Genomic DNA, 16637 nt, shown 5'->3' on the forward strand with positions numbered 1-16637 from the left:
TCAGCTTCCCGCGCCGAGCGCCGCCTTCACCTGCTGCAACGCGCCGATGTCCTCGATGGTCGGCAGGTCGCCCGGTTCGCGCCCTTCGGCGAGCGCGGCGATCGCGCGGCGCAGGAGCTTGCCCGAGCGCGTCTTCGGCAGCATCGATACGAAATGCACGCGCGCCGGCCGTGCGATCGCGCCCAGTTGCGTATCGACGGTATGCGCGAGTTCAGCTTCCAGCCCTTCGCGCACGCCCGGTGCGTTCAGGCGATCCGCGTCGCGCAGCACGACGAAGGCGAGCGCGGCCTGTCCCTTCACCGGATCCGCGACGCCGACGACCGCCACTTCCGCAACCGCCGGATGGCTCGACAGCGCCTCCTCGATCTCGCGCGTACCGAGCCGGTGCCCCGCGACATTGATGACATCGTCCGTGCGCCCGAGGATCGAGACGTAACCGTCGTCGTCCTGCACGCCCCAGTCGAAGGTCGAATAAATCTGCTGGTTCGGCACGCTCTTCCAGTAGGTATCGACGAAACGCCGGTCGTCGCCCCACACGGTCTGCATGCAGCCGGGCGGCAGCGGATAGTCGAGCGCGATCACGCCCTTCTCGCCCGGCGCGCAGATCTCGCCCGTCTGCTCGTCGCGCAGGGTGAGGTTGAAGCCCATCGACGGCACGCCCGGCGAGCCGAGCTTCGGCGGCAGGTCTTCGATGCCGTGCGGGATCGCGATCATCGGCCAGCCGGTCTCCGTCTGCCAGTAATTGTCGACGACGGGTTTTCTGAGCGCGCTCTGGATCCATTGCGCGGTCGGTTCGTCGAGCGGCTCGCCCGCGAGAAAGAGCGTACGCAGGCTCGACAGGTCCGCCTGCTGCATCAGTTGCGGGTCCTGCTTCTTGAGCACGCGGATCGCGGTCGGCGCGGTGAACATCAGGTTGATCCCGTACTGCTCGACAAGCCGCCACCAGACGCCGCCGTCCGGTCGCACGGGCGTGCCTTCGTACATGACGGTCGTGAGCCCCGCGATCAGCGGCGCATAGATGATGTAGCTGTGGCCGACCACCCAGCCGATGTCCGATGCGGTGAACATCACATCGCCCGCCGAGCCCTGGAAAATGTGCTCCATCGATGCCGCGAGCGCGACCGCATAGCCGCCTACATCGCGCTGCACGCCCTTTGGCCGCCCGGTCGTGCCTGACGTGTAGAGCACATACGACGGTTCGTTCGATTCGAGCCATTCGCACGGCACGTAGGCATCGAAGAACTGTTCGCGCAGCGGTTCGTAGGCGACCAGATATGGCGCCTGCAGGCGCTCGGGTGCGAGCTGGCGGTCGATCAGGAGCACCTGCGGCACCTTGTATTCGGCGCGGGAGAGCGCTTCGTCGACGAGCGGCGTGTAGTCGATCACCTTGCCCGCGCGCGCGCCGGCATCGGCGGTGATGATGAGCGCGGGCTTCGCATCGTCGATGCGGGCCGCGAGGTTCGGCGCCGCGAAGCCGCCGAACACGACCGAATGAATCGCGCCGAGCCGCGCGCAGGCGAGCATCGCGAAGAGCGCTTCGGCAATCATCGGCAGATAGATCAGCACGCGATCGCCCTTTTTCACGTGCAGGGAGCGCATCACGGCCGCCATACGGTTCACTTCGGCATGCAGTTCCGCATACGTGTAGCGGCGCTCGATGCCCGTCTCCGTCGAGACATAGATCAGCGCGTCCTGCTGTGCGCGCGACGCGAGATGACGGTCGACCGCGTTGTAGCAGAGATTCGTGCGCCCGCCGACGAACCAGCGAGCGAACGGCGGATTGCTGTCGTCGAGCACCTGGTCGAACGGCGTCTCCCAGTGGATGCGGCGCGCCTGTTCGCCCCAGAACGCTTCGGGCGCTTCGATCGAACGGCGAAACTCCTCACGATAAGTCGTCATTCGCTCCCTCTGATAGCAGTGTGCTGGTTGCTTCAGAGCATAGAGCAGCCCGACAGGCCGTGCTAGAGAGGGGCCGCCCTATGAGCGCGGCGGCCGGCGGGCCCCGCGGCCTCGCGCTGTTCGGCGGCCGAGTGCTTGAGCAGCACGGGCGCGAGGTCGACGGCCACGCGCATGCTCGACACCACGACCGTGCGCACGCCGCTGTCCTGCGTGACGATGCGCCACGCTTCGCGGGTCGTCGCGCGTGCTTCGATGCGCGGCTCGATCACGATGAAGCCGCGGCAGTACGCGTACAGCGTCGCCGACTGCGAGCGCAGCCACGCGGTGCGCAGGCGGGTGTCGTCGATGGTTTCGACGGCGCCGTGCTCCGACACGATGACGAACGGCGTCTTCAGCGCGAGCAGGCGCTGCATTTCGACGCGCCACGCAAACGCATAGCCCGGCTTCACCGCGCGGCGGCGCAGCCGCACGAGCGGAAAGCGGCTCGCGTCGTGCATCGGCTGTTCGGGGGGCTGGATGGCCGTAGCCGTCGCGGAGGTCGGAGTGAGATCGGAAGCAATCACAGCGGTTTCGGGCTCCAGTAGTTCAATGCGGCGACGAGGTTGCCCCACTGCGACCGACGCGCGTTTACTCGCTTTTTCGACGCTGCCTGCTGTGCGGCTCGCTCGCTTTGAACGGGCGCGCAGGCCGCGCTCGTCTCCCACGCGCGACGCGTGGTGTCGAGCACCTTCGCCGCGTTCACGGAGATCGTGGGCGCGGCGTTGTAGGCATCGCCGGTAGGTAGATCGCTGTCGATTGGCGCGTTAGTCATGTCGGGCCTCCTGTCGACCAGAGTGGCAGTGCACCGCCTTACTCGGGTCCCATGCAAGAAATTTGCTGTCGTCCGAACCCATTGTATTGAGAATCATTCTCAACTACAAGCGGGTTTTTGCGGATGGAAGCCGGAAGCGATTCAGGAGCGGGAACGCAGAAAGCGCGACAGGATGCCAGACGAATACGTCCCGGCGATCGCCGTGAGGAATTCGGCAAAGGAAGCGGGAGCGGCGGCGTCGGCGGTATCGGAGATCGTGCGCACGACCGCGCACGGCACACCGTACTCGTAGCAGACCTGCGCGAGCGCGGCGCCTTCCATCTCGACGGCGAGCGCGTCCGGCAAGACTTCGCGCAATGCGAGCACCGCATCGTGGCTCGCGATGAAGCGGTCGCCGCTGACGATCAGACCGCGATGCACGCGTGGGCGCGTCACCGTGAAGCGCTCCTGCAGCGCATCGCCGGCTTGTTCGAGAAACTCCTCGCACGCGGCCACGAGCGGCGCACTCAGCTCGGCGGAGGTCTCGAAGCGCGCCTTGTCGAGCAGCGGCACTTCGAAGCGCGGAAAGAGCGGCGATGCGTCGAGGTCGTGCTGCATGAGCGCATCCGCCACGACGATGTCGCCCACCTGCACGTCCGCGTGTAAGCCGCCCGCGACGCCCGTGAATACGATCGCGTCGGCCCCGAACTCGTGGATGAGCGCGGTAGCCGTCGTCGCGGCGGCGACCTTGCCGATGCGCGCGAGCGTCGCGACAGCGCGCACGCCGTGCACCTCGCCCACGTGATATTCGCGCTGGCCGAGCGTGATCGTTTCGACTTCGCCGGCGGCGCGCATATCGGCGATCAGGTCACCGAGTTCCTGCGGCAGCGCCGCCATGATGCCGAGCATCGTCACTCCACGGCCTGCAGTTTCGCGACCGCGAGCGCGAGCCATTTCTCGCCGTGCCGCTTGAAGCGAACCTGCGCGCGGGCGTCGGCGCCCGAGCCTTCGAGCGCCGTGACCGTTCCTTCACCGAACTTCGTATGAAAGACCGCCTGGCCGACCTTGAAGCCGGTTTCCGCGGCGCGTTGCTGGTTGGCGAACGCGGGCACAGGCGCGCCGGCGTCCGGATTCACATAATCCGACGACGATGACCGCTCACGTCCCGGCCGCGCGAACCAGTCGCGGCCCCAGCCGGCATTGTCCGACCGTCCGCCCCAGCGCGCGCCCGCTTCCACCTTCGGCGTGAGCCATTTGAGCGAGCCTTCGGGCAGTTCGTCGAAGAAGCGCGAGCGGATGTTGTAGCGTGTCTGACCATGCAGCATGCGGCTCTGCGCAAAGGAGAGATAAAGCCGCTCCTTCGCCCGCGTGATCGCCACGTAGGCGAGCCGCCGCTCTTCCTCCAGGCCATCGGTCTCCTGCGCGCTGTTCTCGTGCGGAAACAGGCCCTCTTCCAGCCCGGTGATGAAGACCGCCGTGAATTCGAGCCCCTTCGCCGCGTGGACCGTCATCAGTTGCACCGCGTCCTGGCCCGCCTGCGCCTGGTTGTCGCCCGCTTCGAGCGACGCGTGCGACAAAAAGCCCGCGAGCGGCGTCATCGTGTCGGGGTTTTGCGCGGGATCGGCGGGACTCGCGGGATCGAGCACGTCGACGGAAGGATCGTCGGTTGCGAGCGCGATTTCCGGCGCCGCCGTCGCGCCCGGGCGCAGCGGAATCGAGCGCGCGGGCGTGTCGAGCCCGTAGCCCTCTTCGCTCACGAACGCCGCTGCCGCGTTGACCAGTTCCTGCAGGTTTTCCAGCCGGTCCTGTCCTTCGCGCTCGGTTTCGTAGTGGGCGGCGAGACCGCTCGCGCGAATCACGTATTCGACCGTCTCCGGCAGGCTCATCTGCTGCGTCTCGGCGCGCATTTTCGCGATCAGCGTCGCGAACGCCCCGAGACTCGAACCCGCCTTGCCCGCGACATAAGGCACGGCGGCAGCCATCGAACAGTTGTAGAGGCGCGCCGCATCGGCGAGTTGCTCGATCGAGCGCGCCCCGATTCCGCGCGTCGGGAAATTCACGACGCGCGCGAACGCGGTGTCGTCGTTGGGGTTGTCGATCAGGCGCAGATACGCGAGCGCATGCTTCACTTCCTGCCGCTCGAAGAACCGCAGGCCGCCATACACGCGATACGGAATGCCCGCGTTCACGAGCGTGTGCTCGATCGTGCGCGACTGCGCGTTGCTCCGGTACAGCACCGCGACTTCGCCGCGCGACAGGCCCGTGTTGATCAGCGCCTTGATTTCCTCGACGATCCAGCCCGCTTCCTGCGAATCCGTCGCCGCCTCGTAGACGCGCACCGGCTCGCCGTGTCCAGCGTCCGTGCGCAGATTCTTGCCGAGCCGCCGGGAGTTGTTCGCGATCAGGAAGTTGGCCGTATCGAGGATATGGCCGTGCGAGCGGTAGTTCTGCTCCAGCTTGATCAGATTGCGCACGCGGAATTCGCGCTCGAAGTCATGCATGTTGCCGACGTTCGCGCCGCGAAACGCGTAAATCGACTGGTCGTCGTCACCGACGGCGAAGATCGCGTTGTGTTCGCCCGCCAGCAGCTTGAGCCACGCGTACTGGAGCTTGTTGGTGTCCTGGAACTCGTCGACGAGAATCTGCCTGAAGCGCGCCTGATAGTGCGCCCGAAGCGGCGGATTGTGTGCGAGCAGTTCGTAGCAGCGCAGCAGCAGCTCCGGGAAATCGACGACGCCCTCGCGCTGGCACTGCTGGTCGTAGGCTTCGTACAACTCGACGAACTTGCGGTTGAATGCATCGGTCGCATCGACGTCCTTGGGACGCAGGCCCTGCTCTTTCGCGTTGTTGATGAAGTACTGGAGGTTCTTCGCCGGATACTTTTCGTCGTCGATGTTGAGGCCTTTCATCAGACGTTTGATCGCGGAAAGCTGGTCGGCGGTGTCGAGGATCTGGAACGTCTGCGGCAGGCCGGCGTCGCGGAAATGCGCGCGCAGCATGCGGTTGCACAGGCCGTGGAACGTGCCGATCCACATGCCGCGCGTATCGATCGGCACGAGTGCGGACAGCCGCGACATCATCTCCCGCGCGGCCTTGTTCGTGAACGTGACGGCGAGAACGGTCGGCGGCGACGCATAACCCTGCTGGATGAGCCACGCGATGCGCGTGATGAGAACACGCGTCTTGCCGCTGCCGGCGCCCGCGAGGATCATCGCCGGCTCGTTTGGCAGCGTGACGGCGGCGAGTTGTTCGGGATTCAGGTTGGCAAGCAGATCGGGCATGAGGAAAGTCTTCCGGTGGGTCGAACATTATAAGACCGCTCCGATGGGCCCGTTCGACGATACCGCTCGCAATCGATGCACGCCGCTCACGGCACCATGGCCGCCGCGCCGGCCGCTTTCGTCCGACCGTCGGCGCGAAACCTTATAATTCGCTGTCCATCCGCATTTTTTCACGCATTTTTCGGCAGATTCCACAATGAGCGACAGCACGCTTGCGAAGAGCTTCGAGCCCCAAGATATCGAGTCCCAATGGGGCCCGGAATGGGAAAAACGCGGTTATGCCGCCCCTGATTTCAAGCCGGGCGCTACGAATTTCTCGATCCAGCTGCCGCCGCCGAACGTCACCGGCACGCTGCATATGGGTCACGCGTTCAACCAGACCATCATGGACGGCCTCACGCGCTATCACCGCATGCTCGGCGACAACACGCTGTGGGTGCCGGGGACGGATCACGCGGGCATCGCGACGCAGATCGTCGTCGAGCGACAACTCGATGCAAAAGGCATCTCGCGCCACGATCTCGGCCGCGAGGAGTTCCTGAAACGCGTCTGGGCGTGGAAGCAGGAATCCGGCTCGACCATCACGAACCAGGTCCGGCGCCTGGGCGCCTCGATCGACTGGTCGCGCGAATACTTCACGATGGACGACAAGATGTCGGCCGCCGTGCGCGACGTGTTCGTCACGCTCTCCAGGCAGGGCCTGATCTATCGCGGCAAGCGGCTCGTGAACTGGGACCCGGTGCTCGGCACCGCAGTGTCCGATCTCGAAGTGGTCAGCGAGGAAGAAAACGGCAGCCTCTGGCACATCAGCTATCCGCTGCCGGACGGCTCGGGCCACCTGACGGTCGCGACCACGCGTCCCGAAACGATGCTCGGCGACGTCGCCGTGATGGTGCATCCGGAAGACGAGCGCTATGCGCACCTGATCGGCAAGACAGTCGTCCTGCCGCTCTGCGACCGCGAAATCCCCGTCATCGCCGACGATTACGTCGACCGCGAATTCGGCACCGGCGTGGTGAAGGTCACGCCCGCGCACGATTTCAACGACTATCAGGTCGGCCAGCGCCACAAGCTGCCGCAGATCGAAATCCTCACGCTCGACGCGAAGATCAACGACAACGCGCCCGCGAAATATCGCGGCATGGATCGTTTCGAGGCGCGCAAGCAAGTGGTCGCCGACCTCGAAGCGCTCGGCCTGCTCGATTCGGTCAAGCCCCACAAGCTGATGGTGCCGCGCGGCGACCGCACGGGCGTCGTGATCGAACCGATGCTCACGGATCAGTGGTTCGTCGCGATGAGCAAGCCGGCGCCGGAAGGCACGTTCAATCCGGGCAAGTCGATCGCCGAAACGGCGCTCGATGTCGTGAGGAACGGCCAGATCAGGTTCGTGCCGGAGAACTGGACGACCACGTACTACCAGTGGCTCGAAAACATCCAGGACTGGTGCATCTCGCGTCAGTTGTGGTGGGGCCACCAGATTCCCGCGTGGTACGGCGAAAACGGCGAGATCTTCGTCGCGAAGACGGAAGACGAAGCCCGCGCCGAAGCGCAGTCGCAAGGCTACACAGGCCCGCTCAGGCGTGACGACGATGTCCTCGACACCTGGTTCTCGTCCGCGCTCGTGCCTTTCTCGTCGCTCGGCTGGCCGAACGAGACGAAGGAACTGCAGGCGTTCTTGCCGTCGTCGGTGCTGGTGACGGGCTTCGACATCATCTTCTTCTGGGTCGCCCGGATGGTGATGATGACCACGCATTTCACCGGCAAGGTGCCGTTCGACACCGTCTATGTGCACGGCCTCGTTCGCGACGCGGAAGGCCAGAAGATGTCGAAGAGCAAGGGCAACACGCTCGACCCGATCGATATCGTCGATGGCATCGGGCTCGATGCGCTCGTCGCCAAGCGCACGACCGGCCTCATGAACCCGAAGCAGGCCGCGCAGATCGAGAAGAAGACGCGCAAGGAATTCCCCGAAGGCATTCCCGCGTTCGGCACCGACGCACTGCGTTTCACGATGGCGTCGATGGCAACGCTCGGTCGCAACGTGAATTTTGATCTGGCACGCTGTGAGGGCTACCGCAATTTCTGCAACAAGCTCTGGAATGCCACGCGCTTCGTGCTGATGAATACCGAAGGCCACGATTGCGGCTTCGGGCATCCGGAAGGCTGCGCGCCGGGCGACTGCGGCCCGGGCGGCTACACCCATTTCTCGCAGGCCGACTTCTGGATCGTTTCGCTGCTCCAGCGCGTGGAAGCGGAAGTCGAAAAGGGTTTCGCGGACTATCGCTTCGACAACGTAGCAAGCGCAATTTACAAGTTCGTGTGGGACGAATACTGCGACTGGTATCTCGAACTCGCGAAGGTGCAGATCCAGACCGGCACGCCGGAACAGCAGCGCGCCACGCGCCGCACGTTGTTGCGCGTGCTGGAAACGGTGCTGCGCCTAGCGCACCCGGTGATTCCGTTCATCACCGAGGCGCTGTGGCAGAAGGTGGCGCCGCTTACCGATTCTTACCCGAAAGGCGCCAAGGAGGGCGAAGCATCGATCATGGTGCAGCGTTTCCCGCAGGCGCAGCCGGAAAAAATCGATGAATCGGCCGAACAGTGGTGCGCCGAACTGAAAGCAATCATCGATGCATGCCGTAATCTGCGCGGGGAGATGAATTTGTCGCCGGCCGTGAAGGTGCCAATGCTCGCCACCGGCGACGCCGCGCGTCTCGCCACGTTCGCGCCCTATGTCCAGGCGCTGGCGCGCTTGTCGGAAGTGCAGATCATCGCCGACGAGGCGACGCTCGACAGCCAGGCGCACGGCGCACCGGTTGCGATCGTCGGGGCGAACAAGCTGGTGCTCAAGGTCGAGATCGACGTCGCGGCGGAACGCGAGCGTTTGTCGAAGGAAGTGGACCGTCTCACGCAAGAAGTTTCCAAATGCAGTGCGAAGCTTGGAAACGAGAGTTTTGTCGCAAAGGCGCCGGCCGCCGTCGTTGAACAGGAGCGCAAAAGGCTGGCAGAATACGAAACCACTATCGCGAAGCTTCAGGCGCAATTATTGCGTCTTCCCGCTTGATCGAGCGCCAGAAGTACTGACATTGCTCGATGTTTCAATACGATTACGAGGATCAGGGTCATCACATGCTAAAAGTTACTAAGGCGGTTTTTCCCGTTGCAGGTCTCGGCACCCGATTCCTCCCGGCGACCAAGGCAAGCCCGAAGGAAATGCTGCCCGTCGTCGACAAGCCGCTGATTCAGTACGCGGTGGAAGAAGCGATGGCGGCCGGCATCACCGAAATGATCTTTGTCACGGGCCGCAGCAAGCGCGCGATCGAAGACCATTTCGACAAGTCCTATGAGATCGAGGCCGAGCTCGAAGCGCGCGGCAAGGACAAGCTGCTCGAACTCGTGCGCAGCATCAAGCCGAGCCACGTCGACTGCTTCTACGTGCGTCAGGCCGAAGCGCTCGGTCTCGGCCACGCGGTGCTGTGCGCCGAGAAGCTGGTCGGCGACAACCCGTTCGCCGTGATCCTCGCGGACGACTTGCTGTACGGCAAGCCGCCCGTGATGACGCAGATGATCGAAGTGTTCGATCACTATCACAGCTCGGTGATCGGCGTCGAAGAGATTCCGGCGCAGGATTCGAAGTCCTACGGCGTGATCGACGGCAAGGAATGGGAAAGCAACATCTTCAAGCTCGCGGGCATCGTCGAGAAGCCGGAGCCGGAAGTGGCGCCGTCGAATCTGGGCGTGGTCGGCCGTTACGTGCTCAAGCCGCGCATCTTCGATCACATCCGTGCGTTGAAGCCCGGCGCGGGCGGCGAACTGCAACTGACGGACGCGATCCAGTCGCTTCTCGCCGACGAACAAGTGCTCGCGTACAAGTATCACGGCACGCGTTTCGACTGCGGCAGCAAGCTCGGCTACCTGAAGGCGACCGTGGAATTCGCGCTGCGCCATCCGGAAGTCGCGGCGGATTTCGAAGAGTATCTGAAGACGCGTTCGCCGATTCTCGAAGGCTGATCGTTCGGTCGCTACTGCAAGCCGGAAGCAAAAATGCCCGCGATTCGCATCGCGGGCATTTTTTTGGCACTTCGGTGAAGACTTCAGCGGCGGCGCATCAGAAACACAAACGTCTTGTCCTGCGCCGTCGATTCGACGATTTCATTGCCGGTCTGTTTCGCGAACGCCGCGAAATCGCGTTGCGAGCCCGGATCGGTGGCCAGAACCTTCAGGATCTGGCCGCTCTCCATGTCGGCCAGCGCCTTCTTGGCCCGCAAAATGGGCAGCGGGCAATTGAGCCCGCGCGCATCGACTTCCTTGTGAACTTGCATCGGTGAACCTTCGGGTTGAGCCTTCACTATGCTTATCGAGACGCCTTGATTCTACCGCAGCGTCTGCAAGTTCACCGGCTGGCCGCTCTGGAAAGCCTCGCGCAACGCGATGCCGATGCGCGTCGCCTCGCGCGCGTCGGCGAGCGTGAGGCCGGTCGGCGCCCCGCCCTGCAACGCGTCGATGAATGCACGCGCCTCGTGCAGGAACGCCTCCTCGAAGCGCTCGAAGAAGGTCGGAGTGCATTCGTTGCGCACGCCGCTCGCGTCGGCGATCTCCACGCGATTCGCACGCGGATTGCGCCCGACCGAGAGCGTGCCGCCCGTGCCGATCACTTCGGTCTGCGTGTCGTGGCCGTGCGCCACCGTCCGCGACGCATAGAACACCGCGAGCCGCCCGTCCTCGAATTCGCAAATGCCGACGCCATTGTCGATGTCGCCGCATTCGCGCAAGCCTTCGTGAATCGCGATCGTTCCGCTTGCGAACACGCGCTTCGGTTGCGGATTGCCGAGCAGCCATCGCGCGAGGTCAATGTCGTGCACGCTGCAATCGAGAAAGAGCCCGCCCGAGGTCGGCGCGAAACGCACGAAGAAGCCATCGGGATCGTTCTTGTCGCAGGTCTGGGAGCGCACCATGAACGGCCGGCCGATCGAGCCCTTCGCAATTTTGTCGAACGCGTCGCGGTAGCTCGGATCGAAGCGCCGCACGAAACCGATCATCACCTGCTGCTCCGGACGACGCGCGCTCTCTTCGATCACGAGATCGCACTCGGCCAGATCGAGCGAAAGCGGCTTCTCGCAGAACACGTGCTTGCCTGCGCGCAGCGCGGCGATGATCTGCGCAGGATGCAGCGAAGTGGGCGTGACGAGCCACACGGCGTCGATCGACTGGTCTGCGAGGAGCGCGCCATAGTCGTCGTAAAGCGCGAGTTCGGGCAGGCTCACGCGCGCCCAGTTGCGCTCTTCCGCGACCGGACTGCACGCGGCCGCGAGCACGGCGCCCGGCACGCGCCACGCGAGATTCTCCGCATGCTTGCGCCCGAGCCGCCCCAGCCCGACGATGCCGATGCGAACCGGCGCGCTCATGCGACATTCTCCCCGAGCTTCACGGCCCGCCCTTCGCGCCATGAACGCGTCGCAGCTTCCGCGAGTTCGAGCGCCTTGAGTCCGTCAGCGACTGTAGTGCGAACGGGTTTGCCGTTGATCACGGCATCGAAGAAATGCGCGATTTCCAGCGCATACGCCGCGCGATAGCGTTCCAGGAAAAACGCCTCCGGCACGTCGCTCGATACCGCCGTCTTTGAATACGCGGTGACTTCGGTCGGCCGCACGTTGCCCGCCTGCAGCATGCCCGCGCTGCCGAGCAGTTCGAAGCGCTGGTCGTAGCCATACGCCGCGCGCCGCGCCGTGTTGATCTGGCAAAGGCGCCCGCGCTTCGTGCGGATCGTGACTGCCGTCGAATCGATGTCGCCGGCCTCCGCGATCGCCGGGTCGGAAAGACAGCTGCCCGTCGCGTGCAGCGTGTCGGCTTCGTCGTCGAGCATCCAGCGGAAGATGTCGAAGTCGTGGATCAGCATGTCCTTGAAGATGCCGCCCGAGTGCTTAATGTACTCGACAGGCGGCGCACCCGGATCGCGGCTCGTCACGATCAGCATCTCCGGCTCGCCGATCTCGCCCGCATCGACGCGCCCCTTCACCGCCGAGAACGTCGGATCGAAGCGCCGCTGAAAGCCGATCATGCAGACGACGCCCGCCTTCGCAACCGCATCGGCGCAGGCACGCGCGCGTTCGAGCGTGAGATCGACAGGCTTCTCGCAGAACACATGCTTCTTCTGTGCCGCGGATTGCAGGATCAGGTCGGCGTGCGTATCGGTGCTGGAACACACGACAGTCGCGCCGACCGACGCATCGCCCATCGCGCCGTCGACGTCCGCGACCTTTGCGCCGTACTGCGCGGCAAGCGCGGCGGCTGCCTCGCGGTTCACATCGACGACATACTTGAGCCGCACGCCCGGCTGACGCGCGAGGTTGGCCGCATGGATCTTGCCGATCCGTCCCGCTCCGAATACCGCCACATCAATCGTCATAGCCACCTGTCTCCTTGGATTCTTCGACGTTCAATTCCAGCCGGTACGCGAGCGCGATGAAAAGCGCCTGGCACAGGCAAATGGTGCTCGTGAGCGAGCGGAACGCGAATGCGCTGCCCTCCTTCACGAACAGATGTGCGCTCGCGTGACGCGCGAGCGGAGAAAGTTGGCTGTCGGTGATGACGAGCGTCTTCGCGCCGTGATGCTGCGCGGCGCGCACGCAGTACTGCGTCTCCTTGCCGTACGGCGCGAAGCTGATCGCGACGACGACATCGCCCTTCCTCACGCTGCGAATCTGCTCGCGATACATCCCGCCGAAACCCGACACGAGATGCACGCGCTTGGGCGTGTGCTGCAACGCATACACGATGTAGCTCGCGACCGCGAACGAACGCCGCACGCCGATCACGTAGATGTTTTCCGCCTGCTGCAGCATCTTCACGGCGGCTTCGAAGTGCTCGTCGTCGAGGCCGGCTTCGAGTTCGTCGAGACCGGTGCGGCTCGCCGCGATGAACTCTCGCGCCACCGACACGCCCGACACCTTCCCCGCCTTTTCGTCGATCAGCTTCCTGATGCGCTGCTGATAGCTCTGGGGCGAACTCTGGCCGGTATACGCCTGCCTGAACACCGCCTGAAGGTCCGAGAAGCCGGAAAAACCGAAGCGCTGCGCAAACCGCACCACCGCCGACGGATGCACGCCGCATGCGCTCGCGATGTCGCTCGTGCGATCCATCATCACGTTCGAGCGATGCTGCTCGATATAGGTGGCGACGCTTTTCAGCTGGCGCGGCAGCGTTTCGTAGGCTTCGGTGATCCGCTGCATCAGTTCATCGACGTTCTGCACGTCGGCGCTGGTTTCTTCCTGCATGGCTCGCTCTTCTTTGCACGCTTCGATGGTGATGATTATAGGGACCGGATTTACAAAATGGAATGTATTTTCCATTTGATCGTCGGTTGAAATTTCTATTGCAGAGCACCGGATCTTGTCCTAATCTTGGTCGTGAGCAGCGGCATCCTCATCCGCAACCGAGTGCAGCGCTCGCAGAAAACAACAACCTAGATAGGTGGAGACAAATGAAACTACGTAAAGGCCGGACCGCGCTTACGGCGCTGGCGGCTGCGGTCGCCTTGTGCGGCGCAGCAGCGATGACCTCGACGGCAGCGATCGCCGCCGATGCCAAATTCGTCCTGATCAGCCACGCGCCGGATTCGGACTCATGGTGGAACACGATCAAGAACGCGATCAAGCAGGCGGACGAGGATTTCAACGTCGAAACGGACTACCGCAATCCGCCCAACGGCGACATCGCGGACATGTCGCGGCTGATCGAACAGGCGGCCGCGCGCAATTACGACGGCGTCATCACCACCATCGCGGACTTCGACGTGTTGAAGAGTTCGCTGAACAAGGTGACGGCGAAGAAGATTCCGCTCGTCACGATCAACTCGGGCACCGAGGAACAGAGCGCGCAGCTCGGCGCGATCATGCACATCGGCCAGCCGGAATACGTGGCGGGCAAGGCGGCCGGCGAAAAGGCGAAGGCTGCGGGCGTGAAGTCGTTCCTGTGCGTGAACCATATCGCGACCAACACGGTTTCGTTCGACCGCTGCCGCGGCTTCGCGGACGCGCTCGGCGTCGACTACAAGGCCGCGACGCTCGACTCCGGACAGGACCCGACCGAGATTCAATCGAAGGTCGGCGCGTATCTGCGCAACCATCCGAAGACCGATGCGATCCTGACGCTCGGGCCGACGCCCGCTTCCGCGACGCTCAAGACCGTCACGCAGATGGGCCTGCAAAACAAGATCTACTTCGTGACGTTCGACTTCTCCGACGACATCGCGAAGGCAATCAAGGACGGCACCATCAAGTTCGCGATCGATCAGCAGCCGTACCTGCAAGGCTATATCCCGGTTGCGGTGCTCGCGATCGTGAAGAAGGAGCACACCACCGATCCGGCGAAGATCCGGCAGATCCTGGAAGCGAATCCGAAGTTCAAGGCACGCCTTGAAACTTACGGGCTGCAGCCGTCGTACGGTCCGAAGAACATCCGCTCGGGCCCGGGATTCATCACCAAGGAAAATCTCGACAAGGTCATGAAGTACGCGGGGCAGTATCGCTAAGCCCCTGCGCTGACCCTCTTCGCGCGGCGGCGTTGCATTTCGCCGCCCGCGTTCATCTCTCGGTTCACTACTGCGCTGTTGCGTTGTCCATCGACGCGGCACGCGCTCGCGCATTCGAAGTGCGTCAATTCATGCCTTAAATCGCATCAAGGAGCAATCATGGGCGTAGCCGGCAAGCACTATCCGCAACATGCAGATCCACAGGAAGCCGCCGACGCGGCAGACAAGGCCCGGCCCTCCGACGAACGCGTGAGGCGCGAATCGTGGTTCGGTCATCTGCTGAACCGCCCCGAGTTCGCGGCGATCTCGGGCACTGTGCTCGTCTTTGCCGTGTTCGGCTTCAGTGCCGGCTCGTCGGGCATGTTCAACCTCGATGGCGTGATGAACTGGTCGCAGGTCGCGGCCTACCTCGGACTGCTTGCGGTGGGCGCGTGCCTCCTGATGATCGCCGGCGAGTTCGACCTCTCGATCGGTTCGATGATCGGCTTCGCGGGCATGATGGTCGCGCTGCCTTCCGTGTATTTTCACTGGCCGATCTGGCTCGCGATTCTCTTCGCATTCGCAACCTCGATGCTGCTCGGCGCGCTGAACGGTTATCTCGTGATGAAAACGCGGCTGCCGTCGTTCATCGTGACGCTCGCGTTCCTCTTTATCCTGCGCGGCCTCACGCTCGCACTCTCGATCATGTTCGCGGACCGCACGATCATCTCCGGTGTCGGCGATATCGCGCAAAACGACTGGATCACGAACACGCTCTTTCATGGCGTCGCGTTTCACGGCTTCTTCACCTGGCTCGGACACATGGGTATCGGCAAGCTGCTCGACAGCGGCGAACCGCTCGTGCCGGGCATTCCGAAAGTCATCCTCTGGTGGTTCGCGCTTGCGGCGGTCAGCGCATTCGTTCTTGCCAAGACGCGCTACGGCAACTGGATTCTCGCGGTCGGCGGCGATGCGAATGCCGCGAAGAACGTCGGCGTGCCCGTCAAGCGTGTGAAGATTTCCCTCTTTGTTCTTACCGCCTTCTGCTCGTGCCTCTTCGCCGTGCTGCAGGTTTGCGACATCGGCTCGGCAGCAGCGGATCGCGGCTTGCAGAAGGAATTCGAAGCGATCATCGCGGCGGTCATCGGCGGGACGTTGCTGACGGGTGGTTATGGCTCGGTGATCGGCGCATGCTTCGGCGCCTTGATCTTCGGCGTCGTGCAGATCGGCATCACCTATACCAATGTCAGTTCCGACTGGTTCCGAGTGTTCCTCGGCGTGATGCTCCTGCTCGCCGTACTTTTCAATCACTACGTGCGTCGTCGCGTGTCACAGGCTCAATGAGCAGAGGACGAACATCATGAACGAAGACATCATCCTCGCGCTCGAAAACGTCAGCAAGTTTTTCGGCAAGGTCATCGCACTGAACGGCGTCACACTGCACCTGAAGCGCGGCGAAGTGCACTGTCTGCTGGGCGACAACGGCGCAGGCAAATCCACGCTCATCAAGACGCTGGCGGGCGTGCACACGCCCTCCTCCGGCGAATATCTCGTCGACGGCAAACCGGTCCATTTCGAGTCGCCGAAGGACGCGCTCGATCTTGGCATCGCGACCGTCTACCAGGATCTCGCGCTCGTGCCGCTCTTGTCCGTCGCGCGCAATTTCTTCATGGGGCGCGAGCCGCAAAAGAAGCGCTTCGGCCTCTTCAACACGATGGATCTCGACCTTGCCGCCGAAACCTCGCGGGCCAAACTCGCGGAGATGGGCATCAACGTACGCGATCCGCATCAGCCGATCGGCACGATGTCCGGCGGCGAGAAGCAATGCCTCGCGATTGCGCGGGCGATCCACTTCGGCGCGCGCGTGCTGATTCTCGACGAACCGACCGCCGCGCTCGGCGTGAAGCAGAGCTTCAACGTTCTGCGGCTCATTCACACGGCGCGCGCCAAGGGCATCTCGGTGATCTTCATCACGCACAACGTGCACCACGCGTACCCGATCGGTGATTCGTTCACGCTGCTCAATCGCGGCAAGTCGATGGGCACGTACACGAAGGACACGATCAGCAAGAACGAAGTGCTCGACATGATGGCGGGGGGTGCCGAAATGCAGAAGATGATCGGCGAACTCGAAGGCGCGACGATCTAAGGAAGAGAC

At 63.6% G+C, this 16637-nt stretch carries 14 protein-coding genes; 5 read left to right on the top strand and 9 right to left on the bottom strand.

Annotated elements, in window-relative coordinates; all coding sequences use genetic code 11:
- From AWB81_RS16885 to AWB81_RS16905, 5 genes are all read right to left on the bottom strand, one after another.
- Complete coding sequence (locus AWB81_RS16885; protein WP_062637350.1) at positions 1-1899, bottom strand: propionate--CoA ligase; 1899 nt, start codon at positions 1897-1899, stop codon at positions 1-3.
- 62 nt (positions 1900-1961) lie between these two features.
- Positions 1962-2462, bottom strand: coding sequence for a hypothetical protein (locus AWB81_RS16890; protein WP_062637351.1), 501 nt, complete (start codon positions 2460-2462; stop codon positions 1962-1964).
- Entirely contained in the window at positions 2459-2710 is a 252-nt protein-coding gene (locus tag AWB81_RS16895; RefSeq protein WP_062637354.1) for a hypothetical protein, read from the bottom strand. Before AWB81_RS16895 ends, AWB81_RS16890 begins: the two co-directional genes overlap by 4 nt.
- A gap of 141 nt (positions 2711-2851) precedes the next feature.
- A complete protein-coding gene (locus tag AWB81_RS16900; protein WP_062637356.1) occupies positions 2852-3598 on the bottom strand; it encodes a 5'-methylthioadenosine/adenosylhomocysteine nucleosidase in 747 nt (248 codons plus the stop codon).
- A 2-nt stretch (positions 3599-3600) separates the two neighbouring features.
- Entirely contained in the window at positions 3601-5970 is a 2370-nt protein-coding gene (locus AWB81_RS16905) for a UvrD-helicase domain-containing protein (RefSeq protein WP_062637358.1), read from the bottom strand.
- 196 nt (positions 5971-6166) lie between these two features.
- Between AWB81_RS16905 and AWB81_RS16910 the strand changes: the two genes are divergently transcribed.
- Both AWB81_RS16910 and galU read left to right on the top strand, forming a co-directional pair.
- On the top strand, positions 6167-9034 hold the full coding sequence (locus tag AWB81_RS16910; RefSeq protein ID WP_062637360.1) for a valine--tRNA ligase: 2868 nt from the start codon (positions 6167-6169) through the stop codon (positions 9032-9034).
- Positions 9035-9099: 65 nt separating this feature from the next.
- Positions 9100-9981, top strand: coding sequence for a UTP--glucose-1-phosphate uridylyltransferase GalU (gene galU / locus AWB81_RS16915; RefSeq protein WP_062637409.1), 882 nt, complete (start codon positions 9100-9102; stop codon positions 9979-9981).
- 83 nt (positions 9982-10064) lie between these two features.
- Here the strand turns inward: galU and AWB81_RS16920 are convergent, their stop codons facing one another.
- The 4 genes from AWB81_RS16920 to AWB81_RS16935 are packed head-to-tail and all read right to left on the bottom strand — an operon-like array spanning position 10065 to position 13244.
- A complete protein-coding gene (locus tag AWB81_RS16920; RefSeq protein WP_062637362.1) occupies positions 10065-10292 on the bottom strand; it encodes a sulfurtransferase TusA family protein in 228 nt (75 codons plus the stop codon).
- A gap of 51 nt (positions 10293-10343) precedes the next feature.
- On the bottom strand, positions 10344-11375 hold the full coding sequence (locus AWB81_RS16925; RefSeq protein ID WP_062637364.1) for a Gfo/Idh/MocA family protein: 1032 nt from the start codon (positions 11373-11375) through the stop codon (positions 10344-10346).
- Positions 11372-12376 (bottom strand): inositol 2-dehydrogenase, encoded by a 1005-nt coding sequence (gene iolG, locus AWB81_RS16930; RefSeq protein WP_062637366.1) that lies wholly within the window; start codon positions 12374-12376, stop codon positions 11372-11374. Before iolG ends, AWB81_RS16925 begins: the two co-directional genes overlap by 4 nt.
- Entirely contained in the window at positions 12366-13244 is an 879-nt protein-coding gene (locus AWB81_RS16935) for a MurR/RpiR family transcriptional regulator (protein WP_062637369.1), read from the bottom strand. The genes iolG and AWB81_RS16935 overlap by 11 nt, the downstream gene beginning before the upstream one ends.
- Before the next feature lie 206 nt (positions 13245-13450).
- Between AWB81_RS16935 and AWB81_RS16940 the strand changes: the two genes are divergently transcribed.
- The 3 genes from AWB81_RS16940 to AWB81_RS16950 all read left to right on the top strand — a co-directional run bounded on the left by AWB81_RS16940 (position 13451) and on the right by AWB81_RS16950 (position 16628).
- A complete protein-coding gene (locus tag AWB81_RS16940) occupies positions 13451-14500 on the top strand; it encodes a sugar ABC transporter substrate-binding protein (RefSeq protein WP_062637371.1) in 1050 nt (349 codons plus the stop codon).
- A gap of 159 nt (positions 14501-14659) precedes the next feature.
- Entirely contained in the window at positions 14660-15823 is a 1164-nt protein-coding gene (locus tag AWB81_RS16945; protein WP_062637373.1) for an ABC transporter permease, read from the top strand.
- 16 nt (positions 15824-15839) lie between these two features.
- Entirely contained in the window at positions 15840-16628 is a 789-nt protein-coding gene (locus AWB81_RS16950; protein WP_062637375.1) for an ATP-binding cassette domain-containing protein, read from the top strand.
- The last annotated feature ends 9 nt before the right edge of the window (positions 16629-16637 follow it).

The organism is Caballeronia arationis, from assembly GCF_001544975.2.
GTDB classification, from domain to species: Bacteria; Pseudomonadota; Gammaproteobacteria; order Burkholderiales; family Burkholderiaceae; genus Caballeronia; species Caballeronia arationis.